This is a genomic window from Zhenhengia yiwuensis, assembly GCF_014384995.1.
GTDB lineage: Bacteria > Bacillota > Clostridia > Lachnospirales > Cellulosilyticaceae > Zhenhengia > Zhenhengia yiwuensis.
The window spans coordinates 89,969-114,558 of the sequence record NZ_JACRSY010000002.1; the positions used below are offsets into that span (position 1 = coordinate 89,969).

Genomic DNA, 24,590 nt, shown 5'->3' on the forward strand with positions numbered 1-24,590 from the left:
ATATAAGAGTAGAAAGTAAGGAGGATGCAAGATGAGTATTATGAATAGTTTTTCGTTAGAAGGTAAGATTGCTCTTGTAACAGGTGCATCTTACGGCATTGGTTTTGCTATTGCTAAAGCTTATGCTAAGGCGGGAGCAACTATTTGTTTTAATGACTTAGATCAGGAGAAAGTGGATAAGGCATTAGAAGCTTATACAGCAGAGGGGATTCATGCACAGGGTTACGTATGTGATGTAACAGATGAAGAGGCTGTAAAAGTTATGGTAGATGCTATTGAAAGAGAAGTAGGTGTTATCGACATCTTAGTGAATAATGCAGGGATTATTAAAAGAATACCGATGCATGAGATGAGTGCTAAAGACTTTAGACAGGTAATAGATGTAGATTTAAATGCGCCTTTTATTGTATCAAAAGCAGTTATTCCATCTATGATTCAAAAAGGTGGTGGGAAAATCATTAATATCTGCTCTATGATGAGTGAACTAGGGCGTGAAACTGTATCGGCTTATGCAGCAGCTAAGGGTGGACTTAAGATGCTTACTAAGAATATAGCTTCTGAATATGGTGAGTTTAACATTCAGTGTAATGGGATTGGACCTGGCTATATTGCAACACCACAGACAGCACCACTTAGAGAGGTACAACCTGATAACACAAGACATCCATTTGACCAATTCATTATTGCAAAGACACCAGCAGCACGCTGGGGGACACCAGAAGACTTAATGGGTCCTGCTATCTTCCTTGCATCGGATGCTTCTAATTTTGTGAATGGGCATGTGCTTTATGTAGATGGCGGTATTTTAGCTTACATTGGTAAACAACCTAAATAAAAGGAGATTAAAATGTTTACAATTCGAATTGAAGATGGAAAGGGACATATACTTGCCCAAAATCAAGGTAATAAAGAAGTGGGCCTTGTCTATGCAAATGCTTATCAAGAAGGGGATATACTTATTGTAGAAAGTGATAAAGAAGATCTCTTTTGTGTTTTACAATTAGATGATGCTATTGGAGAATCCTTTGTCTATTTGCAAAGAGGCATCTTACGCTATGAAGTGCCTTTTGGAGAAAAGAAAGTTTGCTATTCACCTAAAGCTTTTAGTGGTAATAGACACCTTCTTAAAATAAGAGAAGCTACTAAGGAAGAGAAGGCTGTCTATAAGAATCTTGCATTGAATAAGTATGATCAACATGGCGAGGTGAACTGCTTCCCACATGCTAGTGCAAATGTTGAAACAAGAGGAGAATCTGTATTTGCAGCTAAAAATGCCATTAACGGCAATTGTGAAAATCATTCCCATGGCTATTGGCCTTATGAATCATGGGGAATCAATCGAGATCCTAATGCCTGCATGAAAATAGATTTTGGTAGAAAAGTATGTATAGACTACATTAGAATGTATACAAGAGCTGATTTTCCACATGACGCTTGGTGGAAACAGGTAACGTTTAAATTCTCAGATGGTAGTACCCTCGTATGGGAATTAGAAAAAACAGATCAGGCACACGAAATAAGATTTAAGAAGAAATGTGTAGAGTGGCTAGAGCTTGGTGATTTAATTAAGGCAGATGACCCTTCACCATTTCCAGCCTTATCACAGTTAGAAGTATATGGCATTGAGCTAGATTCACAAGAGTAGGACATAATAGATAAGATAAAACAAGAGATAAGCCTTAGGGTTATCCCTTGTTTTATGCTATAATAAAATTATCTAATAAATAAATTTAAACAATAGTAAAGTACAGTTTACAAGAAGCTACATAGGGTAACGGTCTGATGGCTTCCGCGGTCAACTCTGCTATCTGCTTCACAAGCTTCTGCTTGATCCCATTCAATTCTGCTATTTTCACATTCACGGGGGTCAAGTTGGATCATGGAGAGTTTGACTGGAAGATAACGGCTGTTTTTACTATTGCCAAGTTTCAACCATATACATTAAAGATAGGAGCGAAGATGATGAAAGCCAAAGCAAAAGTCCCTATAAATTGTTTATTTCAAGCGTGCTATAATCCTGAGTTAGAAGCAGAAATCAGTAAATGCAAAGAAAAATGTTACAGGTATAATCAGCTGAGTCCAAACGACCGGGAAACTCAGCAGAAAATGCTTGCTGAAATATTAGGCAGAATGGGAGAAAACGTAATATTTACCCCACCGTTTTGGTGTGATTACGGATATAACATTTCGGTTGGCGATTATTTTTATGCAAACCATAATCTGATCATTACAGACGGAGCACAAGTATCATTCGGAAACAATGTTTTTATTGCTCCGAACTGTTGTTTTACAACTGCCGAACACGCCATCGACCCAGAACAACGTAAGGCAGGGATGGAAATTGCAAAGCCGATTACTATCGGCAATAATGTTTGGATTGGGGCAGGGGCAACTATTCTCGCGGGCGTAACCATTGGAGACAATTCAGTTATTGGAGCAGGAAGTGTGGTTTCAAAATCCATACCAAGCAATGTAGTTGCTGTAGGTGTACCTTGCAGAGTGATGAGAAAAATCACAGAGGAAGATAAATACCGCTATCCTGTATACAAGGGCGATTGAGAACTTGCTAAATAAACTTGAAACGCTATATGAACAATGGTTAATTCGGCCTGTATGATAGAGGCGAAGGCTGGGCGGAACCCGTTTGCTGTTAGGAGACTGTTTCATGGTGTGTGTAGTTCCTTGTAAACTGTCCTAAAGAACATAATAAAGATGACTAGGTTTAAAAAGTTATTCTGGAAATAGTAGGGCGATGTTCTTTATAAATTAAAGATAGAGAATTAAGGGGAGGATGAGCGTATATGAATATACAAATTAGGGAAGGTTTTATTTCAGATTACCATGCAATTGGCCAGATTACGCAGTATGAGTTAGGTTATACGTGTGGTGAAGAGTTGCTCAAAATAAAATTGCAAGCTGCCCTTTCAAGTGAGAGGGAGAAGGTATTTGTAGCCCTTTGTGATGAGAAAGTCGTGGGCTATATACATGCGGAGAATTATGAGGTACTTTATTATCCATCTATGAAAAACTTACTAGGTTTTGCAGTACTAAGAGATTATCAAAGAAAAGGGATAGGAACAAGGCTATTAAATGAAGTAGAGCAGTGGGCTAAGGAGACGGGTGCATATGGTGTGAGACTTAACTCTGGGAAGATAAGGAGAGATGCACATGCTTTTTACCGCTTACGAGGATATGATTCAGAGAAGGAACAGATTAGATTTATAAAGAAGCTACAGTAAAAAAATTGATAAATTGTAAAAAACACAGGACGAAATAGTCCTGTGTTTTTAGTTTGGATTTTATGGAGTATATATTAGTTAGTTTTAGTTGTTGCTTCAGTTGTAAGTGGAGCTTCTTTGGTTTCTGCTAATAAGTAGTCATTGATATAAGCTTTGGCAACTTCTAATGTGAAAGCTTGAGAATCTTCACCTGTTGTACGATCATAAACTTCTTTATGTACCTCATTGTTTGATAAGATACGGATGCTTAAGAATGGAATATTATAAGTTGCTGCGATTTGAGCTGCGGCTGCTGTTTCCATTTCTTCAGCAGATGTTCCTAATGTTTCATTAAGCCATAAGATACGGTCGATTTCTTTATTCCATTCGTCTGCTGAACCTACAGTTCCTTCTACTATTTTACCTTTTGTATAAGTATCCTTTACACTATTTGCTGCTGCAAGAAGTGTTTCATCAGCTGGGAAGCTTCCTACTTCTGTCCATTCACCAGTTTCTTTGTCTATAATTTCAAGTGTCATAGGTTTCCATGTTGTTGGGTGGATACCATCGCCTTTTTCTGTAAAGTCTGTTTTAAATGCACCCATGTTTACAACTTCTTTACCAAGTACAATATCATATTTGTGAAGCTCTGGGTCATGGCCACCAGCTGTACCTTGGTTGATGATGGCTACTGGATTGAAATGTTCAATTGCAAGAGTAGTAGAAGCTGCTGCATTGACCATACCGATACGTGTTCTAGAGATGACTACTGGGTAACCATTTAATGTACCTTTTGTATATTTCCAAACACCTAAAGTAATATCTTCAGTATTTTCAAGTGCTGCCATCATGATTTCAGTTTCAACATCCATTGCACCTTGGATAAGAAGTGGTCTTTGCACTGCTTCTACAAGTTGAACTGCTGGAATCACTTCTTTATTAACTGAACTTGCTGGTGCTGCACCCATCATAACTGCGCCCATAGATACTACTGCAAAAAGTGTCATAGATTTTTTAATTAATTTATTCATGTCTTTATCTCCTCTAATTGTAATTCCGTCTAGTTATGAACTTATTATATAAGCAGAATTTTAAAGAGTCAACAAAAAAAACGAACATTTTTTTATTTTAAAAATAAATAGTTCGGATAAAGCCGTTGGAAATTAAAAGAAAGAGATGCATTGTTAGATAAGTAGTTTTAATAGTGGCACAATTTGAATAACTATAGGCGCGCTAAGAATTAAAGGGGAATAGAATGAAGTATATGTATTTTAACAAATCTTGTGCATACACAGTTTAAAGAGACGTAGCTGGTTCTTGCTACAAACTCTTTCTATGATAATGATTTACCTTATAAAGCCTTTAATGAGGTATCTTTTACAGTATGAAGAAAGGGTATGGGATTGCAAAAGTTAGGGAGGATGACAGTAGGAGTTTGACAGAAGTATTTGGGGGAAGGAGTAGGAAAGGAAGCGATAAGATGATTAATCTTATTAAGCCAGAAAAATTAAAAAGTGGAGATAAAATTGCAACGGTAAGTCTGTCCTGGGGAGGTGCAGGAGAGTCTAACTTGTTCTGGCGATATGAACAGGGCAAGAGAAGGTTAGAGGAGCTCTTTGGTCTAAGAGTAGTAGAGATGCCTAGCACATTAAAGGGTGTGGATTACTTAAGAAAAAATCCACAGGCGCGTGCTAGGGATTTGATGCAGGCCTTTGAAGATGATTCGATTAAAGGAATTTTTAGCTGTATTGGCGGAGATGATAGTCTAAGGTTACTACCTTATATAGATTTAGAAGTGATTCGTAGACATCCTAAAATTTTTCTAGGGTATTCTGATTCTACAGTGACGCATTATATGTGTTATAAAGCAGGACTTTCAAGTTTTTATGGCCCAGCTCTTTTAAGTGATTTTGCAGAAAATGTAGTGTTACCTGAGTATACAAGAAAATGGATTAAGAAGGCTTTATTTGATAATACCCCTTTAGGGATTATTGCACCTGCAACAGAGTGGACTTCAGAATATTTGCCTTGGGATTATACCAATAGACAAAAGATGAGACGTTTTAAAATGAATACACCTTATGAAATTTTGCAGGGTAAAGGGAGTATAGAAGGAAGGCTCATAGGGGGCTGTATAGAAGTTATGGATTGGATTAGTAGGACGGAGTTATTCCCAACTATTGATGATTTTCAGGGGGCTATCCTCTTTTTAGAGACTTCGGAAGATAAACCAAGTCCTAGTGAGGTAGAGCATTATATGAGAAAATACGGAAAAATGGGTATCTTGCAAGTTCTTCATGGCATGATAATAGGTAAGCCCTATGACAACTGTTACTATGAAGACTATAAAAAAATTTTATTAAAAGTACTTCGAGACTATAATAGAGAAGACTTACCACTTTTATATAATGTAAGCTTTGGACATTGTGAGCCAAAGTGTTGTTTGCCCTATGGAGCAAAGGCAAAAATTAACTGTATCTATAAAAATTTTGAAATTCTGGAATCAGGGTGTAGATAAAAATAAAAAAAGATAAACTTAACACATATGCTAAGTTTATCTTTTTTATGTAAGATGTTTCTTAAGCTTCAATTTCAATAGCACTTACTGGACAGCCATCTTTAGCAGCTTCTGCATCGTCACAAACTTCAGCTGTAAGCTCACCTTCAATAGCAGCTGCTAAACCATCATCTTCTATTGAAAAAACTTCAGGGCATGTACTTTCACAAAGTCCACATCCGATACAAATATCTTTATCTACTCTTGCTTTCATTTCTTTAATCCTCCTAAGTAATGGATTTTTATATCTCATTTTTGAAATTTATTTAAAAGAAATCTTAACTAATAATTATTATTTCAAAAGATATTATATGTAATTATTGTATGTTTGTCAATTGGTCTTTTAATAAATTTAAGTATTGCTTTTTTATTAGTATGAAGTTAAATTAAAAACATCATACTAAAAATATTAGACATGAATTTAAAGACAACTTAAGGAGTAACGTATGAATATTATTATTGATGAGAGAACAGAAAGTCACATGCTTTGCCATGATGATGACTTTTTTAAAGGGTGGAAAGCAACCTTTGAAATGATTGAGGCAAAAGGGATATTTAATAACTTTAAAGAGCCAGTAGAAAGACTAGAAGTAGTGTGTGATGAACCTATAGGCTACTGTAGCTTGGTTGAAACAACAGCTGAGGATGAAGTGGTTTATGCTAAACGCTTAGAAAGAGAACTTTATACACGTTTTGTTAAGGGCCGTAAGCCAAAAGAAGTAAAGCAAGTGATGATGGTATTTAGAAAAGTAGAAGAAGAGCAAGATACTTATAGATTGATTACGATGTATCCTGGCTTCCCGTCAGAGAAAGAGCCACAGGATTTAAATATAGCTTCAAAAGAAGAACTGATGCGTAGTTTAGACTTTTGGTCTAAAAAAGCATTAATTTATAATGAGCAAATTATAGAAGTTGGAAGTGATAAACCTTATTGTCCATACCGTAATTTGTATTATATTTTTGACTAAATTTTTGCATGAAAGAGTAGATTTAATGAAGCTTTCAATATAAAATGAGCTTATAAAGTAGTCTTTAGACAGTATGAATATCAAGTAGAAGGTAACCTTTCATAAGGGTTACCTTTTTGTGTTATAATAACCCTAGAAAAATAAGATAAAAAGGAGAGCAGCGATGTTTACTCACTATACAAATGAATTTAAAAAATTACAGACATTACTTTATAACTATGTACAGGAAGAAGAGGGGCAAGATAAAGCAAGCAAAGAAGCTTTAATTGCTTACTTAAATGAGCAGGATATGGAGTTTATAAAATGCGTACAAGTTATTTTACATGTAGGAAGAAATCCTGAAAATAAGGGAGAGGACCCACAAGCACTTTATGAGAAGACCATGAATGCTTTTAATATGCTTAAAGGATGGCGACCACAAGACATAGAAGTAAGACATATGGTGATTAAAATTCCTTTAGATGTTTATTTTGCTACTGGACTTAAAGTCTTAGACATCGAGCTATAAGGAGGAAACGATAAGCTAACTACTTTTAATGGCAAAGCTTTCTGGAATAAAGGATGTGATGCACAAATCCTAAATGCTAGGAAGTCTTATAGCAAAAAGTGTTAGGTGCAAAGATACTTACAGCTTATGTGTTAAGTGACAAGAAAGATTCTTATAAGGTAGTTAAGAAAAATGATTTTAAATATTAATTTGCTTTATAAGAATGAAGGGATGTAGAAGGAGCTTATACGAAATGCTAGAAAAAATAAAAAGCTTATTAACAAGAGAAGATTTATTAGGTGGCCACTTTGGGATAGAACGAGAAGGGTTAAGATGTGAAATTTCAGGCAAGCTAGCACTTACACCTCATCCAGAGGTTTTTGGAGAAAAACTACGTAATCCTTATATCACCACAGACTTTTCCGAAAGTCAATTAGAACTGATTACACCTGCTATGGATACGTTAGAAGAGACTTATGACTTTCTAAGTGGACTGTATGATATAGCGGTTATGGAAATTGGAGATGAATACATATGGCCTCAGTCTATGCCATGTATTATTCCAGAAGATAAAAAAATACCTATTGCACGTTTTTGTAAATGCCCACCAGGTGTAGATGCTGAAAGCTACAGACAGAAACTTATGCTTAAATACGGCGGAAAAAAACAGCTTGTATCAGGTATTCATTATAATTTTTCTTTTAAAGAGAGCTTAATTCAAAAGCTTCATACAGCTTATGCGCCTCAGTTAGATACTAAAAGCTTTAAAAATAGCCTTTACTTAAAGGTAACACGTAACTACTTACGTTATAGATGGCTGATTATTTATTTATTAGGCAGTACAAGTACGATGCATGAAACCTATGTAGAAGCCTGTGGTAAACAGCTTAAGAAAATTTCTTCAGACAGCTTCTCGAGTGATGGTGCCCTATCTTATCGTAATGGAGACTGTGGTTATCAGAATAAAACAGCTATTTTTCCTAACTATGATAGTGTAGGTGAACATATTGCGAGCTTAGAGCATTTTATTAAAGAGGGAACTATTGAAAGCCATAAAGAGCTTTATAGTCAAATTCGTTTAAAGGCAAAAGATAATGGGAATTTATTAGAATCTCTTCAGAAGGATGGTATATGTTATCTAGAGTACAGAAGTATTGATATTAATCCATTCGACAGAGCAGGGATTAGTTTAAATGACTTATATTTTATGCAGCTCTTTAATCTTTACTTATTATTTAAAGAAGAAAGTGATTATACACTTTGGCAAGAAGAAGCTCTTGAAAATCAAAAAGCCATTGCTACGCATGGTCAAAAGGAACTTCAGCTTAAAAAAGATGGAAACCTTGTACTTAAAGAAGACTGGGGTATGGAGATGCTGCAAGAAATGAGAAAGCTTAATGATACTTTAGGATTAGATAAACAAGATGTCATTGAGATAATGGAAAAACGTCTTAAAGATTATCAGCTTACCTATGCTTATCAGCTTGTAGAAGCTGTTAAACGTGAGGGGTATGTAGCAGCTTGCTTAAACCTTGCAAAGCAGTATAAAGATGAGGCTTATAAGGCACGTTTTGTATTTAAAGGTTATGAGGATATGGAGCTTTCTACACAGATTCTTCTAAAAGAAGCTGTTAAAAGAGGGATTACAATAGAACTTCTAGATCGTGCTGATAACTTTGTAGCACTTAAAAAATATGGTGAAACAGAGTATGTAAAACAAGCAACTAAAACAACAAAAGATAACTATATAAGTGTATTGCTTATGGAAAATAAAGTAGTGACTAAAAAGATTCTGAAAGATAAGGGGATAAATGTACCAATGGGGGGTGAATGGTACCAGTTAGAAGATGCCCTTTGCCATCTTTCAGATCTTAAAAACAAACCTATTGTCATTAAACCTAAATCTACTAATTTCGGTAAAGGCATAAGTATCTTCCCAGAAGGCACTAAGGAAGAAGATTTAGAGAGTGCTTTTAAAGAAGCCTTTAAACATGATAATACTATACTTGTAGAAGAGTTTATAAAAGGCAAGGAGTATCGTTTCCTTGTCATAGGAGAAGAAGTGGTAGGCATCCTGCACAGAGTACCTGCTAATGTGGTAGGAGATGGGGTACATACCATTAAAGAATTAGTGAGTCTTAAGAACCAAGATCCATTAAGAGGGAAAGGGTACCGTAGGCCACTGGAGAAAATTCATTTAGATGAAACAGCACGTCTATTTTTAAAGGCACAAGGACTTGATTTTGAATCTATACCTGAAGAAGGTATATGTATTTATTTAAGAGAAAACTCTAATATTAGCACAGGCGGAGACAGTATAGATTATACAGATTTTATTTGTGACCATTTTAAACAGCTTGCAGTAGAAGCAAGTCATGCAGTAGGTGCTAAAATATGTGGCGTAGATATGATGATTGAAAATGTAGCAGATAGTAAGAGCAGTTATGCAGTAATTGAGCTCAACTTTAATCCAGCTATCCATATTCACAGTTATCCTTATAGAGGAAAAGAAAGAAATATTGCGCATAAGATTTTAAAGCTTTTAGGATTCTTAGAAAAAAGACCTTGTTAGATTATTCCAGTATGAATAGGAAGTAAGCTTTGTATACTAAGGTATAATAGAAACTATGTGTATACAAAGGGGGCATCAGGATGACACAAGCACGTAGGCACCCTGTAAAGAAATGGATTTTATGGATCATAATGATGAGTATTATAGCAGGTAGTGGTGTCTTAGTTTATGGTGCTAATTATTTTTACAACTTGGCACTTAATCCTACTATTTCTAAAGAAGCGATTTTTGGCAGTGCGTCCGGTAAACATACAGATTTAGATAAAGAGGTAGCAAGTCGGTGGCTTGAAGAGGACGCTGGGTATGAGGATGTCTATATGACTTCTTATGATGGGCTAAAATTGCATGCTTATGAAATAGAAAATGAAAAGCCTTCAGATACATGGGTTATAGAAGTACATGGCTATATGGGAGAAGGCAAAGATATGGCAAGATGTAGTAGGGTGTACCATGAAGATGGTTACAATTTACTGATTCCTGACCTACGTGGGCATGGAAAAAGTGAGGGAGAATATGTAGGTATGGGATGGCATGACAGACTCGATATGCTTGGGTGGATTGACTATCTTATCCGAAGGAACCCAAAAGTTCAAATTGTACTCTATGGCGTTTCAATGGGCGGTGCTACTGTTATGATGACTGCTGGAGAGCCTTTGCCCTCTAACGTAAAAGCCATTATAGAAGATTGTGGTTATACCACGGCATGGGATGAGTTCTCCTATAATTTGGAGACACTTTTTGAACTGCCTACTTACCCCCTTATGCCTGTAGCTAATTTAGTTACCAAAGCAAGAGCAGGCTATTTTCTATCCGAAGCATCTGCCATTAAGCAGGTAGCTAGGTCTAAAACACCTATTTTATTTATTCATGGAGAAGAAGATACCTTCGTACCTTTCTTTATGCTGGATGAAGTCTATGATGCCGCTAACTGTCCTAAAGAAAAGCTAGTGGTACATGGAGCAGCTCATGCTGCTTCCGCAGAGATGGAGCCAGAGCTGTATACCCAAACCATTAAGAATTTCCTTGCCAAATATCTTAATGAGTAGAAAAAACTAAATAAAGATAAAAATAAGAAGCGTTGCTTAGTTAATCCTTAAGTACGCTTCTTATTTGGTTTTATTGATACCCATCTAAGTATTTAAGAAATGCATTATCCTCATCAATAAAGATTGTTTTACCTTCTAAGTCTTTATAAGCATTCATACGTTGGATAAAACGGTAGAATTCAAGATCTTTTGTTAGAGAACTTTGATAAATTTCTAAAGCTTCACGTTCTGCTTCAGCACGAATAATGGCGCTTTCTTCTGTAGCTTTAGCAATAATTTCTTTTTCACGTCTATTAGTTTCAGAAGTCGATTTAGTGTAGTAAGCATCTCCTTCAGCACGTAGACGTTCGCTTTCTTTTTGAATTTCTTTACTCATTTTATCCTCAATACTTGCAATATTGGATTGAGGGAAGTTTTTACGATAGATACCAATGTCAGCTACTTCAATACCATATTGAACAACTAAAGTTTTATTAAGTTCCTGACGGCGTTCTTCCATCATATCAGACATAATGGTATCATCAAAGAATTGGTCAAAAGTAAGTTTGTTGGCAGATTGGATAACAACAGGATAAACGTTATCATCCATAAGCTGATTGAGTTTGGATAAAGACCCAACTTTCATTTTATAAATAGCAGGGTTTTCAATACGATATTGAGCGTACATTTGGATGTCTAATTTTCGCTTGTCGCTTGTATTGATGGTTTCAGGTGTTGAAGTATAAGTTAAATATTTTGCACTATATTTTTCTACCTGGTCTATAAAAGGTGCCTTAAAGAGAAGACCTCTTTCACTAACAAGGCTTACATTTTGAAGAGATTCGTATTGTTTTAAACCTTCTGATACAATATCATATTTACCTTCACGAATAACAGCTGATTTAATAGCACCAAAGCGCTGAATAGTAGCAACTTCATCAGGTTCTACAATATAAATACTATTAGCAACTAAAAAGAGCGCTACAATGCCTACAAAGGTACAAGTAATTTTAAATTTAATTTTCATCTGTTTTTCCTCCTTCTAAAGTTGCCTTTTGGGAAGATGTATTAGGGACATTATAAAACTTCAGGAAATTACTATTGTTGGTTTGGTCAATAATGAGTTCATTGTTATTGAAAACTTCTTGCATAGCTTCAAGATAGTATTTTTCTTTAACTACATTAGGATTTTTTAGGTATTCACTATAGAGCGCTTCAAATTCTGCAATGTCTGCTTTAGCAGCAGCAATGACTTCAGCACTATAACCTTTAGCATCTTCATAAAGTTTAGTCGCTTCAGCTTCAGCCTTAGGAATAACTGTGTTAGCATATTTTTGAGCTTCTTCTTCTTTTCCCTGTTTGTATTGGTTGGCTTCTTCTACTTTTTGTCTTGTTTCTTCTACAGCAGGAAGAAGAGAAACGTTTTGAGTGGTCACTTGAACAATTTTAATACCTGTGTTGTATTTATCTAGTTTCTTTTGAAATTTTGGTAAGATAGCCTCATCAATAAGTTCTTTATTTTGCAAAGCTTCATCAATAGTAAAGCTTGGAAGTGTATTTCTTACAACGTCTTCAAGGGCAAGGCGCATGGTATCTTCTACGTCATCTACTTCATAGAGTAAATCGATAGGATCTGCTACTTGGTATCTTACAATAAGGTTAAGCAGGATAATAGAAGCATTATTGCTTTTAGCTTCAATAATCACTTGTTCTTCAGCATCTTCATCTGAATAAGTAGGATCTGTTAGTGTATTACCTGCTGTTGCAGTACGGAAACCATACTCCATTTTATAAATAGTCTGTACATCTACCTTTTGCACACGGTCAATGAAAGGCAGTTTAAAGTGGATACCAGCTTGTTCATTAACACCTTGGATAGCACCAAAACGTGTAATAACTCCTACGGTACCTGTTTCTAAGCGGTAAATAGAGCCAACTGCTAAAATAATCAGGAGCAAAATAGCTACAACAATTGTAGTAGCATATTTAAAATTTTTGCTGAAGTTTTGCATTTTCTGCTTAAAGTTTACGTCTATAACAACATTATCATTTGGATTGTTAAAATCCATATTTTATCAACCTCCTTTAAGAACATAATTGAATTATAATATAAAAGTATAAAATATTCATTAATTTTTGTCATAGAGTAAAAGGAAATCATCTTACGAGAATGTAAGAATATTGTTAGATAAAACCATAAGACTTTTAAGAAAGAATTGTTATAATAGAACTATATTAAAAAGCGAGGGGGAAATAAAATGAGGAAAATAATAGGACGTACACTTCAAGCAGTAGTAGCTATAGGTATTTTATGCTGCTTTCTTATTATGGCTGTAGGATATACAGGTTTTAAGGAGAAATTAGAAGTAGTACCTTTAGAAGAAAAAGTGGCTTCTCTCCAAGCTGATGAAGACTATGTGCCACTTAAACAAATTGATGAGGATTTCTTAAAGGCTATTGTAGCAGTAGAAGATAGAAGATTTTTTGAACATGGGGCATTAGACCTTATTTCGCTAGTAAGGGCAGTTGTAACCAATTTAGAATCTGGTCAGATTGTAGAAGGGGGAAGTACCATTACGCAGCAGTTGGCTAAAAATATGTATTTTTCAGGTGAGAAAAAAATAATGCGTAAAGTAGAAGAGATGTTTATGGCGTATCACATAGAACAAAATTATGTAAAACAGGATATACTAGAGTTATATGTTAATATGATTTACTTTGGAGATGGTTACTATGGTATTAAAGAAGCTAGTGAAGGCTATTTTAATAAAGCACCTGGGGATTTAGATTTCAATGAAGCCACACTTCTTGCAGGATTACCACAGTCACCAAGCCGTTATGCTTTAAGTACCAATTATGAACTTGCAAAAAAGAGACAAACACAAGTGATTGCCTCTTTAAGTAATTAACGGCCTGTAAGCCATTTATGAGTATATTCAAATAAGTAAGTAATAAAGAGTGCAACAAGGCACCCAAGTACCACACTCACCATACGCTCAAAAGCGCTAATGAGTGAGTGGTCATTAAGCTGTTGAACAAGAACAATAATGAGAGCAGCTAGTGCAGAACGCGTTGCAGTACCTAACTGAATCCTATAGCAGATTAAAATAGTAGTGACTACCCCTATACTCATCATTAGGAGATTAGGAGGATGAATGATAAAAAGAAGAAGGCCTACTAGAGAGCCAGTAATATTTGCTTTCATACGGTCAATGGGAAGTTTCTTACAATCTAAGTCATCCGGTGAGATGACAAGAAGCACGGAAACAATACTCCAATAAAAGCGATATTCTGGAAATAGCCAATAGAAGAAATAGCATAAAACTAAGCCTAGTAAACATTTCAGCACATAAATTATAGATTCAATGGTAAGCCAAGAAGGTTTTGACATATGTATTCGCCTCTTTTAATAAGATTTAGTTTATTTTAGTTTAAATTTAAATTAATGTAAATATGTTTTATAAAAGGTGTAAGATAGAGAGGTATTAAAAAGTTTATGTATAAAGGATGAAGGATTTACAGTATGAAAACAACATTATTTACGACGAATTTAGAAGCAAGAACGATTCAAAGAGGAGAGGATAGGGATTACTTTATTGAGACCTTATCCTACCCAGTAAATTTAGAATTGACTCACCCTCTTATGTCACGTCTTCAATTTCCTAAATCAAGAGCAGTCTTAGTACGTACATCGCCTTATAGACAAGATGTAACGATTCATATTATGAGGGATGTAGACCTATATTCAAGCTTTGCTAATTTTGAAATAGATTTAAAGGGGCATATTTTAAATATACAGAAGGAAGAAGGTTATATCCGACTGTTTCTAGAAGAGCGTGCATAAAAAGTAGAAAGAGTGTACATAATAATGTCATCTTAAATCTACTTGAAGGATGATGGCTATGACACTTATGAAGAACCTAAAGGAAACTGCCCAAAAGGAAATGAAAGATGCAGTAGATATTACAAAACTTACTGCTGAAAATATTAAACAAGAAGTTAAGCAAGAATTTAATAAACAAAAAATCCAAAGTAAAATGGAACATATGCAAACAGCTTATCATGAAATAAAAGAAGATGTAAAAGAAGAAATCAAAGATTTCTTTCATTAGTTAAAAGACCTAATAGACTATTGTAAAAGTACAATAGTCTATTTTTTATATCAGGTTATTTTTAAACAACTCCTATAATATACATAAAATATAGGTTTTCCAAATGATTTAGGGGGGATAACGTGAACCGTATTGCCAGGAAGTCTATCAGTGTTTTTGTATCATTACTCATGATAATGTCTTTTGCTATGCCAACATGGGCAAGAGATAGAGCAGCAAAGGAAATGACGCTCACTATACTTGGCACAAGTGACATGCATGGAAATTTGACAAGTTGGTCTTATGAAGCCAATAAGGACTATGCTAATAGTGGATTTGCTAGAACCGCTACATTGGTGAAAGAGACTAAGGCACAAAACCCTAATACACTCGTAATTGACAATGGAGACACCATTCAAGGAACAATCTTAACAGATGACTTATATAATTCAGATTTAACAAAACCTAATCCAGTTATGGACATTATGAATGTGATTGGTTATGACAGCATGACCCTTGGCAACCATGAATTTAATTTTGGAACAGAAATGATTAAGAAGATTGAAAAAGAAGCCGATTTTCCGATTTTAAGTGCCAATACTTATGTAAAAGAGACAGGGCAAAATTTTGTTACACCTTATATCGTAAAAGAAGTAGGGGATGTTAAAGTAGGTATTTTAGGGCTAACTGTGCCTTCTATTCCTAGATGGGATGCAAATAAAGAAGGTGTAAAAGATTTAGAGTTTAAGCATATGGCGGATGAAGCTGAAAAGTATGTGAAGATTCTTAAAGAAAAAGAACAAGTAGATGTCATCGTTGCTACAGCTCATGCTGGTCTTGAAAGCAGACATGAAGCAGATGGTAGCGATTCAGCAAAACTTGTAGCTGAAAGATGCCCAGAAATCGATGCATTCCTGATTGGGCATGACCATGAAACAGTTCAAGAAGAGATTAATGGTGTAACTATTGCTGCACCTATGAAAGATAGAGAAGTCGTACGCTTTGATATTCAGCTTATTAATAAAGATGGTAAATGGGAAGTAAAACATACATCTTCTACTATTTTACCACTTAAAGATTATGAACCAGACCCAGTTACAACAAAAGCCACAGAAAAATATCATAATGAAACAATGGAATTCTTAAAAGACTCTATTGGCGAGGCTACAGAAGATTTCCATCCAGCTCCAGAAGTAAAAGGCATTCCAGAAGCACAAGTAAGAGATACAGCACTTATTGATCTTATTAATAAAGTACAGTTAGAAGCAACAGGTGCGGATGTAGCTGCAGCAGCACTTTTTAGATCTACTTCTAATTTACCAAAAGGTGAGTTAAACTTTGCTAATGTATTTGATATTTATCAATATGCCAATACTTTAGTAGGGGTACAAGTAACAGGTAAAGAATTAAAAGCTTATATGGAATGGTCAGCTGCTTATTACAATACTTATAAACCAGGTGATTTGACCATTAGCTTTAATCCAACTATTCGTGGCTATGCTTATGATATGTTTGAAGGCGTAGACTATGAGATTGATATTAGTAAGCCAGTAGGTAGTCGTATTACAAATGTTATGTATAAAGGCGAGCCTCTTGCAGACGATACAGTGCTTAAACTTGCTATTAATGATTACCGTTATAGTGGGATTGGCCCAGATGGTGAAAAGATTCTATCAGGGACACCTTATATGGAATCTGCACCAAAAGCACTTAGAACGTATATTAAAGAGTACATTGAAAAAGAAGGTACAATGACTCCAGTTACAAACAACAACTGGAAGATTATCGGAACCAATTGGGATGAAGAGCTTCACACCATAGCAGTAAAAGCTGTCAATGATGGTGTACTGACTATTCCAAAATCATCAGATGGTCGTACAGAGAATGTAAGAGCCATTACAGAAGCAGATTTGATTCATGCAGGGCTTCATCCAACTTATAAAGACTATATGGCAGTCATCCACACTAATGATACGCATACACGTATTGAAGCAGGAGACGGAATGGGATTTGCACGTGTTGCAACTAAAGTGAATAATATGCGTGAAAGTTATGGCGAAGATCATGTACTTGTACTTGATGCAGGGGATACACTTCATGGACTTCCGATTGTAACCACAACAAAAGGTGAAGCTATGACAAAGATTTTAAACACTATTGGGTATGATGCTATGGCATCAGGTAACCATGATTATAACTATGGCTATGAACGCCTTGTGGAACTTGATAAAATTATGGGTGGAAAAGTTTTATCTGCTAACGTTATGAAAGATGATGGCACACCACTTCTTACACCTTATATCATTAAAGAAGTAGCAGGTAAAAAGGTTGCTATTTTTGGACTTTCTACAGAAAGCACAACGTATCAAACACATCCTAAAAATGTAGCAGGACTTACCTTTAAATCACCTAGTGAAGTAGCGGGAGAAATGGTGAAAGAACTTGAAGATAAGGCAGATATAATTATTGCCCTTACACATTTAGGTTCCTATGAAGATGAAGCAGTAGAAACAAGTTTTGATGTAGCTGAAAAGGTAAAGGGAATCGACCTTATTGTAGATGGACATAGTCACACTGTTTTACCAGAAGGTAAGAAAATAGGGGATACCCTTATTGTTCAAGCTGGAGAGTATATAGAGCAACTTGGCCAGGTTAATTTCTATTTCAAAGAAGATGGTACCTTTGATATAGTACCAGTGCTTCTTACAAAACAAGAGGGAATGAGTCTTAGTGAAGATGATGCTGTAAAAGCAGTCATTGAAGAAATTAAGAAAGATTTTGAAGTGATTACTTCAGAAGTAGTAGGCCAAACAGATATGAAACTTGTAGGTGAAAGAGAAGTTGTGCGTAAAGGTGAAAGTAATTTAGGTAACCTTATAACCAATGCACTTCTTGAAACTACAGGAGCAGATGTAGCCCTTACAAATGGCGGAGGGATTCGTGCTTCTATAGAAAATGGCGATATTACAAAGAAAGATGTTATTACTGTTTTACCATTTGGTAACTATGGTGTTATGATTGAAGTAACAGGTCAGGACATTAAAGATGCCCTTGAAGTAGGCGTAGCTAAATACCCAGAAGCAAACGGCGCCTTTAGCCATGTAGCTGGCATGAGATATACCTTTGATCCTTCAAAGGAAGTAGGTAGCAGAGTGGTAGAAGTTTTAGTAGGTGGCAAGCCGCTTGACCTTAAAGCAACTTATAAGCTCGCAACCAATGACTTTATTGCAGCGGGTGGTGATAACTACACCATGTTTGCAGAATGTAAGAGCTTAGGAGAATTCTCTGCTCTTGATGAAATTGTTATTGAGTATTTGCAAACAAAGGGAACAGAAGGTACTGAGCTTCAAAATAGAATTAATGTTGTAGAACCAGAAGCCGAAACACAGCCAGTAGAGCTTGGTCAGGCAGCATAGGCTTATTCGTTTCATTTAATTTTATACAAACTAGGGAAGGTGCAGCGTGCGGACTGAATAGTCGTAGGCTGCGCTTTTCATTTCTTATATTTTTATGACATGAGCAAAAGACGCAGAAGCATATAGTATAAAGAGTGTAAAATCACAGTAGAGGAGTGAAATAAAATGGATTTAAAAGGAACGAAAACAGAAAGTAATTTACTTGCAGCTTTTATAGGAGAATCACAAGCGACAAATAAATATACATATTATGCGTCTAAAGCTAAAAAAGAAGGTTATACTCAAATTGCAGCTATTTTCGAAGAAACAGCGAGCAATGAAAGGCAGCATGCAAAAATCTGGTTCAAACTGCTTCATGAAGGTATTGGGGAGACGAAAGAGAACTTACAAGATGCAGCAGCTGGAGAAAATTATGAATGGACAGACATGTATAAGAACTTTGCTCAAGAAGCAAGAGAAGAAGGCTTTAACCACATTGCCTTTTTATTTGAAGAAATTGCTAAAATTGAAAAAGAGCATGAGGAGCGTTATAGAAAACTTTATCAAAATCTAGATACCAATCAAGTATTTCATAAAGAAGAAAAGGTGCAATGGATTTGTAGAAATTGCGGACATATTCATGAAGGACCAGAAGCACCAAAAGTATGTCCAGTCTGTGTACATCCACAAGCTTATTTTGAAGTCAGAGCAATCAATTACTAAGGGGATTGCTTAAAACAAGTGTTGTTTTAAAAAAGGGGTACTGCATAATGAAAATATTATGCAGTACCCTTTTAAATTTTCACCTAGTTATCACATAAATTATTTTGGATACTGTATAATAAAAGAAAGTAAAAATGAAGGAGTGTACTATGTATAAACTGTGCATTGTAGATGATGAAGAGAAAATCAGAGCACTGATTAAAAAATATGCCCTCTTTGAAGGCTATGAAGTAAAGGAAGCTGAAAATGGCATGCAGGCTATAGAAATGTGCCAGAGGGAGAACTTTGACTTAGTTGTTATGGATATTATGATGCAGGAACTAGATGGTTTTTCAGCTTGCAAAAAAATTAGGGAGTTTTCAGAGGTACCTGTTATTATGCTTTCTGCTAGAGGTGAGGAGTATGATAAAATTCACGGCTTTGAAATAGGTGTAGATGACTATATGGTTAAGCCTTTTTCACCTAAAGAGCTTATGATGCGTGTACAAGCTGTTCTTAAAAGAAGTAAGTCAGGTCAAGAAATAGCTCAGAAAGATATTATGCAGAGTGAAGGACTTAAAATTGATTTCACAGGTCGTCTAGTCTATATAGATGAGGAAAAAATAGATATGTCACCTAAAGAATATGAGTTACTCTTTTATATGGCTAAAAATAAAGGTGTTGCTCTAAGAAGAGAGCAGCTTTTAAACCAAGTATGGGGATATGATTTTTATGGAGATGATAGAACACTAGATACCCATATTAAGCTATTAAGACGGAGCCTTAGACACTATAGCAAATTTATAGTTACACTAAGAGGGGTGGGATATAGGTTTGAAAGCTGATAGGTTCAGTATTAAATGGAAGCTCTATGCCTATCTCATAGGATTTGTGGGGATTATGCTTGTAATCTTATGGATTTTCCAAGTTGTATCCTTAGAAAGTTTTTATAAAGGAATTAAAACAAGTAGTATTAAAAAAGCTGCCTATACTATTGTAAAAAACATCGACCATGAAGAATTAGACCAACTACTAGAAAGACTTGCAAGTCAAAATGATATGGAAGTTAAAATTGTAGATGCCACAGGGCAGGTACTTTATGAGGCAGCTGGAGCACCTGGAGAACGTATACAAATAATTCCTAGAAGTGAATTATATGCCTACTATCATAAGACATTAGAAGGAGGAGGAGAAGCTTTATCCTTTATTAAGGAGGAGGATATAAGGCCTTTCATGCATGAAGATAGAGCATTCATTGGCAAAATGCCACCATACGGGAAAAAGGTAATGGAGAGTCTTATTTATACACAGATGGTAACGGTGAATAATGGAGTGCAGGTTATGCTTTTCCTAACGACGAGATTGACACCGGTTCAGGCCACTGTGGATACTTTAAGAGTACAACTTATATATATTACTCTTATTTTACTTGTGGTAGCTATTTTGATTGCTTTCTTTATTTCTAAAAAAATATCAAAACCTATTATGAAAATAACCCATACAGCAGGAGAATTAGGTAAAGGTAATTATAATATTGTATTTGAAGGGTCAGGTTATAGAGAAATTAGAGAACTTAATGATACTTTAAATTATGCAGCAAGGGAGCTTTCCAAGGTGGAAACATTAAGAAGAGAACTTGTTGCTAATGTATCTCATGACTTAAGAACCCCTTTGACCATGATTATAGGCTATGGCGAAATGATTCGTGACTTACCAGGAGAAGATACAACTGATAATGTACAAGTCATTATTGATGAAGCTTCAAGGCTTAGTATGCTTGTAACAGACTTGTTAGAGCTTTCAAAACTTCAAGATGGAGAAATGGTCTTAAGCTTTAAGCGTTTTAATCTCACTCAAAGTATTAAAGAGATTTTAGAAAGATATACAAAGCTTATAGAGCAACAAGGATATGAACTAAATTTTTTATATGAAGAGGACGTTTATATTGAGGCAGATGAACTTAAAATTTCACAAGTGCTCTATAATCTGATAAATAATGCCATTAATTATACAGGGTTAGATAAGAAGGTTACTATAAGACAGCTTGCCACCCAAGATCAAGTTAAAGTCGAAATTATAGATACGGGAGAAGGGATTGATAAGGAGCAGCTACCTTATGTATGGGAAAGATACTATAAGATTGATAAAACTCATAAAAGAGCACAGATTGGTACAGGTTTAGGACTTTCTATTGTAAAAAATATATTAGAGCAGCATCATGCTTTGTATGGTGTACTAAGTGAAAAGGGAAAAGGAAGTAACTTCTGGTTTGAATTGAATAGAAGAAGTAAGGAGAGATGATACATCTCTCCTTTTTTAGTTAGTTTTCAGAAGATGTTCAGATAGTTATCACATTAGGAGAGTAATCTAGTACTAGCTTAAGAAAAAGGTGGTGAGAACATGAAGGAGGAACAGCTTAAATTTAGACATGAGCTGAAACATACAATTAATATAGGCGATTACATTGCACTTAAAATGAGGCTTAAATCTATTGCAAAGTCAGACAAAAATGTGGATGTATCAGGGCAGTATCGTATAAGGAGCCTTTATTTTGATAATCTTCATGACAAAGCTTTAAGAGAGAAAATTGATGGTGTCAATAATAGAGAAAAATTCCGCATTCGTTATTACAATGATAATTTTGATTTTATACGTCTAGAAAAAAAGAGTAAATTAAATGGGCTGTGTCATAAGAAATCCACACCTATTACAAAGATGCAGTGTGAGGCTATACTTGCAGGTGATATAGAGTGGATGAAGTATGAAGAAGACCCTCTCCTTATGGAACTGTATATAAAAATGTATAATGAGCAACTAAGACCTAAGACTTTAGTAGATTACATAAGAGAGCCTTTTGTTTATGAACCAGGTAATGTACGCATTACCATAGATCGAAATATTCGGACAGGCCTTTATCTAACAGACTTATTTGACTTAGAGGCACCTATGATTCAGGTAAATGAGCCAGGCACTATGATTCTTGAAGTGAAATATGATGCCTTTTTACCAGCAATTATGGCTGATCTTGTGCAGACACCAAATAGAAGAGGTTCAGCTTTTTCAAAATATGCAGTCTGCAGGATGTATGGCTAGACAAGATAAAAAGAAAAGAGGATAAGGTATGACATTTAATGATATTTTCAAATCTAGTTTTATTGAAAAGGTGACAGCTTTCTCACCTTTAGATATGTGTATTGCATTAGGACTTGCCTTCGTATTAGGCTTATTTATTTTTCTAGTGTATAAGAAGACTTTTAACGGTGTTATGTATTCAGCTAGTTTCGGTCTTTCCTTAATGGCTATGACACTTATTACTACACTGATTATTTTAGCTGTAACATCTAACGTCGTGTTATCTCTTGGTATGGTAGGGGCATTATCTATTGTACGATTTAGAACAGCTATTAAAGAACCACTTGATATAGCCTTTTTATTTTGGGCTATTACTGTAGGAATTGTCATTGGAGCAGGACTTATTCCACTTGCTTTTTTTGGTTCTTTGTTTATCGGTATTATTATGGTTATCTTTGTCAATAAGAAAACTTCAGATAATCCTTATATTCTGGTGATTAATTGTTGCAATGATGAAGCTGAAAATTTAGTAATGGGTACAGTAGAAAAGAATGTAAAAAAACATATGATTAAATCTAAGACTATTACAGCAAGCAATATTGAACTAAGTATTGAAATACGATTAAAAGATAAAACTACACAGTTTGTTAATCAAATTTCAGATTTAAAAGGTGTTACTAGTGCAGTACTTGTAAGTTATAACGGAGACTATATGGGATGATTACCAGCAAACATATTCATGTGTGGACTTTAATCGCTGTTGGGATTGTAACATGTTTGATGTGTATCTTCTTATTTAAGCATGAGGTATTAGGGATTGTTCCAGTGACCCATGTATCTGAGTATGCTGAAAAACTTTTTGATCAAAATACAGTAAGTACTATTGATATACAAATGGATCCCAAGGAGTGGCAGAATATGTTAGATAATGCACTTCAGGAGGAGTATGTAAAGTGTGATGTAGTGATTAATGGTGAGACGATTTACAATGTAGGTATACGGCCTAAAGGGAATACGAGCCTAACGCAGGTCGCTAATGACCCTAATACTGACAGAGTAAGCTTCAAATTTGAATTTGACCACTATGTAAAAGGACAGACTTATTATGGTCTTGATAAGCTAGTAGTGAACAATATGTATGCAGATGCTACTTATATGAAAGAATATTTATCTTATGATTTAATGGACTACATGGGTATTAAGACGCCTTTATATGCTTTTACCAGTATTACAGTTAATGGAGAGCCGTGGGGTCTTTATTTGGCATTAGAAGCGCTTGAAGAATCTTTTGCTATACGTAACTATGGAGCAGACTATGGTAAGCTGTATAAACCTGAAACAATGAATATGGGTGGTGGAGGAAAGATGCCTAATGAAGGCGACAGACCTGAAATGCCACAAGGAGATAAAGGTGGACAAATACCAATGCAAAATGGAGCAGAAGGTGAGGGCGGAAAAATACCAATGCCAAGTGAAGCAGAAGGTGAAAGTGGACAAATGCCAATACCAGGTGGAGAAGGTGGTGAAGCTAGCCAAATGCCAACACCAGGTAATGAAGGAAGTCAGATGCCTACGCCAAGTGGTGTAGGAGGTGAAAAGAGCCAGATATCTATGCCAAGCGAAGAAGATAGGCAGATGGTCGGGAATAAACCACCTGAAATGCCATCGAGAGAGTTCCCACATGAAGACTTTAAAGATAAAGGGCAAGGTATGCCTATGGATAGAGATAGTGGTGGAAGTAACTTAGTATATACAGATGATAATTTAGAAAGTTATAAAACAGTATTTGAAAGTGCGGTGTTTAAAACATCAGACGAAGACAAAGGGCGCGTTGTAACAGCTCTAAAAAAATTAAGTTTAGGTGAAGAGCTAGAGACTTATATAAATGTTCCAGAAGTGCTTAAATATTTTGCAGCTAATACAATACTCGTTAACTTAGATAGTTACTTAAGTAATATGCAACATAATTACTATCTCTATGAAGAAAAGGGACAACTTTCTATGTTACCATGGGACTATAACTTATCTTTTGGTACTTTTCAAGGTGGAAGTAGTACAGCTGTAATTAACTTCCCTATTGATACACCTGTTTCAGGAGTTTCTTTAGAAGAGCGTCCTATCATAGGAAAGCTTCTTGAAGTATCTGAGTATAAGGATGCTTATCATAATGATTTAGAAAGTGCAATAGCCTCATATTTTGAAAGTGGTCTTTATGAAAAACGTATTGATCAGTTAGATGCTTTAATTGGTGATTATGTAAGAGAGGATGCTACAGCTTTTTATAGTTATGATGAGTATAAGGCATCTTTAACAGTCTTAAAAGCATTTGGTAGATTACGTGCACAAAGTATTAGAGGACAGTTAGAAGGTACTATTCCAAGTACCACAGAAACTCAAAAAAATGAACAAGAAAAACTCATTCAAGCAGACTCTATTAATCTTAGTCTATTAGGAAGTCAAAATAATCGTGAAAATTTTAAAAGATAGGCTTGCATAACACAGA

24 protein-coding genes are annotated in these 24,590 nt (G+C 35.3%); 19 read left to right on the forward strand and 5 right to left on the reverse strand.

What is annotated here, in order from left to right:
* Positions 1-31 precede the first annotated feature (31 nt).
* From H8718_RS01520 to H8718_RS01535, 4 genes are all read left to right on the forward strand, one after another.
* Positions 32-835, forward strand: coding sequence for a gluconate 5-dehydrogenase (locus tag H8718_RS01520; protein ID WP_249331270.1), 804 nt, complete (start codon positions 32-34; stop codon positions 833-835).
* Between the two features lie 12 nt (positions 836-847).
* The gene (locus H8718_RS01525) at positions 848-1,645 is read left to right on the forward strand and encodes a carbohydrate-binding protein (RefSeq protein ID WP_249331271.1); all 798 of its coding nucleotides are present in this window, start codon (positions 848-850) and stop codon (positions 1,643-1,645) included.
* Between the two features lie 227 nt (positions 1,646-1,872).
* The gene (locus H8718_RS01530; protein ID WP_249331272.1) at positions 1,873-2,559 is read left to right on the forward strand and encodes a sugar O-acetyltransferase; all 687 of its coding nucleotides are present in this window, start codon (positions 1,873-1,875) and stop codon (positions 2,557-2,559) included.
* A 242-nt stretch (positions 2,560-2,801) separates the two neighbouring features.
* On the forward strand, positions 2,802-3,239 hold the full coding sequence (locus tag H8718_RS01535) for a GNAT family N-acetyltransferase (RefSeq protein WP_249331273.1): 438 nt from the start codon (positions 2,802-2,804) through the stop codon (positions 3,237-3,239).
* 74 nt (positions 3,240-3,313) lie between these two features.
* On the opposite strand, the gene H8718_RS01540 is transcribed toward H8718_RS01535, so the two are convergent.
* Complete coding sequence (locus H8718_RS01540; protein WP_249331274.1) at positions 3,314-4,249, reverse strand: 5'-methylthioadenosine/S-adenosylhomocysteine nucleosidase; 936 nt, start codon at positions 4,247-4,249, stop codon at positions 3,314-3,316.
* Positions 4,250-4,602: 353 nt separating this feature from the next.
* Between H8718_RS01540 and H8718_RS01545 the strand changes: the two genes are divergently transcribed.
* A complete protein-coding gene (locus H8718_RS01545) occupies positions 4,603-5,736 on the forward strand; it encodes a S66 family peptidase (protein WP_330597566.1) in 1,134 nt (377 codons plus the stop codon).
* 61 nt (positions 5,737-5,797) lie between these two features.
* Here the strand turns inward: H8718_RS01545 and H8718_RS01550 are convergent, their stop codons facing one another.
* A complete protein-coding gene (locus tag H8718_RS01550; RefSeq protein ID WP_283246127.1) occupies positions 5,798-6,028 on the reverse strand; it encodes a ferredoxin in 231 nt (76 codons plus the stop codon).
* Positions 6,029-6,221: 193 nt separating this feature from the next.
* On the opposite strand from H8718_RS01550, the gene H8718_RS01555 reads away from it, so the two are divergent.
* The 4 genes from H8718_RS01555 (at position 6,222) to H8718_RS01570 (ending at position 10,848) form a co-directional block, all read left to right on the forward strand.
* Complete coding sequence (locus H8718_RS01555; protein ID WP_249331276.1) at positions 6,222-6,743, forward strand: hypothetical protein; 522 nt, start codon at positions 6,222-6,224, stop codon at positions 6,741-6,743.
* 163 nt (positions 6,744-6,906) lie between these two features.
* On the forward strand, positions 6,907-7,251 hold the full coding sequence (locus H8718_RS01560) for a hypothetical protein (RefSeq protein ID WP_249331277.1): 345 nt from the start codon (positions 6,907-6,909) through the stop codon (positions 7,249-7,251).
* A gap of 232 nt (positions 7,252-7,483) precedes the next feature.
* Complete coding sequence (gene gshAB / locus H8718_RS01565; protein ID WP_249331278.1) at positions 7,484-9,802, forward strand: bifunctional glutamate--cysteine ligase GshA/glutathione synthetase GshB; 2,319 nt, start codon at positions 7,484-7,486, stop codon at positions 9,800-9,802.
* A gap of 80 nt (positions 9,803-9,882) precedes the next feature.
* A complete protein-coding gene (locus H8718_RS01570) occupies positions 9,883-10,848 on the forward strand; it encodes an alpha/beta hydrolase (protein WP_249331279.1) in 966 nt (321 codons plus the stop codon).
* Positions 10,849-10,918: 70 nt separating this feature from the next.
* Here H8718_RS01570 and H8718_RS01575 read toward each other — a convergent pair whose 3' ends face one another.
* On the reverse strand, positions 10,919-11,854 hold the full coding sequence (locus H8718_RS01575) for an SPFH domain-containing protein (RefSeq protein ID WP_249331280.1): 936 nt from the start codon (positions 11,852-11,854) through the stop codon (positions 10,919-10,921).
* Positions 11,844-12,896: an FtsH protease activity modulator HflK gene (gene hflK, locus H8718_RS01580; RefSeq protein WP_249331281.1), complete on the reverse strand. Its 1,053-nt coding sequence runs from the start codon at positions 12,894-12,896 to the stop codon at positions 11,844-11,846. The genes H8718_RS01575 and hflK overlap by 11 nt, the downstream gene beginning before the upstream one ends.
* Positions 12,897-13,085: 189 nt before the next feature.
* On the opposite strand from hflK, the gene H8718_RS01585 reads away from it, so the two are divergent.
* A complete protein-coding gene (locus H8718_RS01585) occupies positions 13,086-13,736 on the forward strand; it encodes a biosynthetic peptidoglycan transglycosylase (RefSeq protein ID WP_177669278.1) in 651 nt (216 codons plus the stop codon).
* On the opposite strand, the gene H8718_RS01590 is transcribed toward H8718_RS01585, so the two are convergent.
* Complete coding sequence (locus tag H8718_RS01590; protein WP_249331282.1) at positions 13,733-14,218, reverse strand: FUSC family protein; 486 nt, start codon at positions 14,216-14,218, stop codon at positions 13,733-13,735. The genes H8718_RS01585 and H8718_RS01590 overlap by 4 nt on opposite strands.
* 132 nt (positions 14,219-14,350) lie before the next feature.
* Between H8718_RS01590 and H8718_RS01595 the strand changes: the two genes are divergently transcribed.
* The 9 genes from H8718_RS01595 (at position 14,351) to H8718_RS01635 (ending at position 24,574) form a co-directional block, all read left to right on the forward strand.
* The gene (locus tag H8718_RS01595; RefSeq protein ID WP_177669281.1) at positions 14,351-14,671 is read left to right on the forward strand and encodes a hypothetical protein; all 321 of its coding nucleotides are present in this window, start codon (positions 14,351-14,353) and stop codon (positions 14,669-14,671) included.
* A 58-nt stretch (positions 14,672-14,729) separates the two neighbouring features.
* Positions 14,730-14,939: a hypothetical protein gene (locus tag H8718_RS01600; protein WP_177669283.1), complete on the forward strand. Its 210-nt coding sequence runs from the start codon at positions 14,730-14,732 to the stop codon at positions 14,937-14,939.
* Positions 14,940-15,061: 122 nt separating this feature from the next.
* Entirely contained in the window at positions 15,062-18,334 is a 3,273-nt protein-coding gene (locus H8718_RS01605) for a 5'-nucleotidase C-terminal domain-containing protein (RefSeq protein ID WP_249331283.1), read from the forward strand.
* A 165-nt stretch (positions 18,335-18,499) separates the two neighbouring features.
* On the forward strand, positions 18,500-19,036 hold the full coding sequence (rbr, locus tag H8718_RS01610; protein WP_249331284.1) for a rubrerythrin: 537 nt from the start codon (positions 18,500-18,502) through the stop codon (positions 19,034-19,036).
* Between the two features lie 149 nt (positions 19,037-19,185).
* Positions 19,186-19,860, forward strand: a complete 675-nt coding sequence (locus H8718_RS01615) for a response regulator transcription factor (RefSeq protein WP_249331285.1) — start codon at positions 19,186-19,188, stop codon at positions 19,858-19,860.
* The gene (locus H8718_RS01620; RefSeq protein ID WP_249331286.1) at positions 19,850-21,316 is read left to right on the forward strand and encodes a sensor histidine kinase; all 1,467 of its coding nucleotides are present in this window, start codon (positions 19,850-19,852) and stop codon (positions 21,314-21,316) included. The genes H8718_RS01615 and H8718_RS01620 overlap by 11 nt, the downstream gene beginning before the upstream one ends.
* Positions 21,317-21,415: 99 nt before the next feature.
* Positions 21,416-22,108, forward strand: a complete 693-nt coding sequence (locus H8718_RS01625; protein ID WP_249331287.1) for a polyphosphate polymerase domain-containing protein — start codon at positions 21,416-21,418, stop codon at positions 22,106-22,108.
* 28 nt (positions 22,109-22,136) lie between these two features.
* Positions 22,137-22,808 (forward strand): DUF4956 domain-containing protein, encoded by a 672-nt coding sequence (locus tag H8718_RS01630; protein WP_249331288.1) that lies wholly within the window; start codon positions 22,137-22,139, stop codon positions 22,806-22,808.
* Positions 22,805-24,574, forward strand: coding sequence for a CotH kinase family protein (locus H8718_RS01635; RefSeq protein WP_249331289.1), 1,770 nt, complete (start codon positions 22,805-22,807; stop codon positions 24,572-24,574). Before H8718_RS01630 ends, H8718_RS01635 begins: the two co-directional genes overlap by 4 nt.
* Positions 24,575-24,590: the final 16 nt, after the last annotated feature.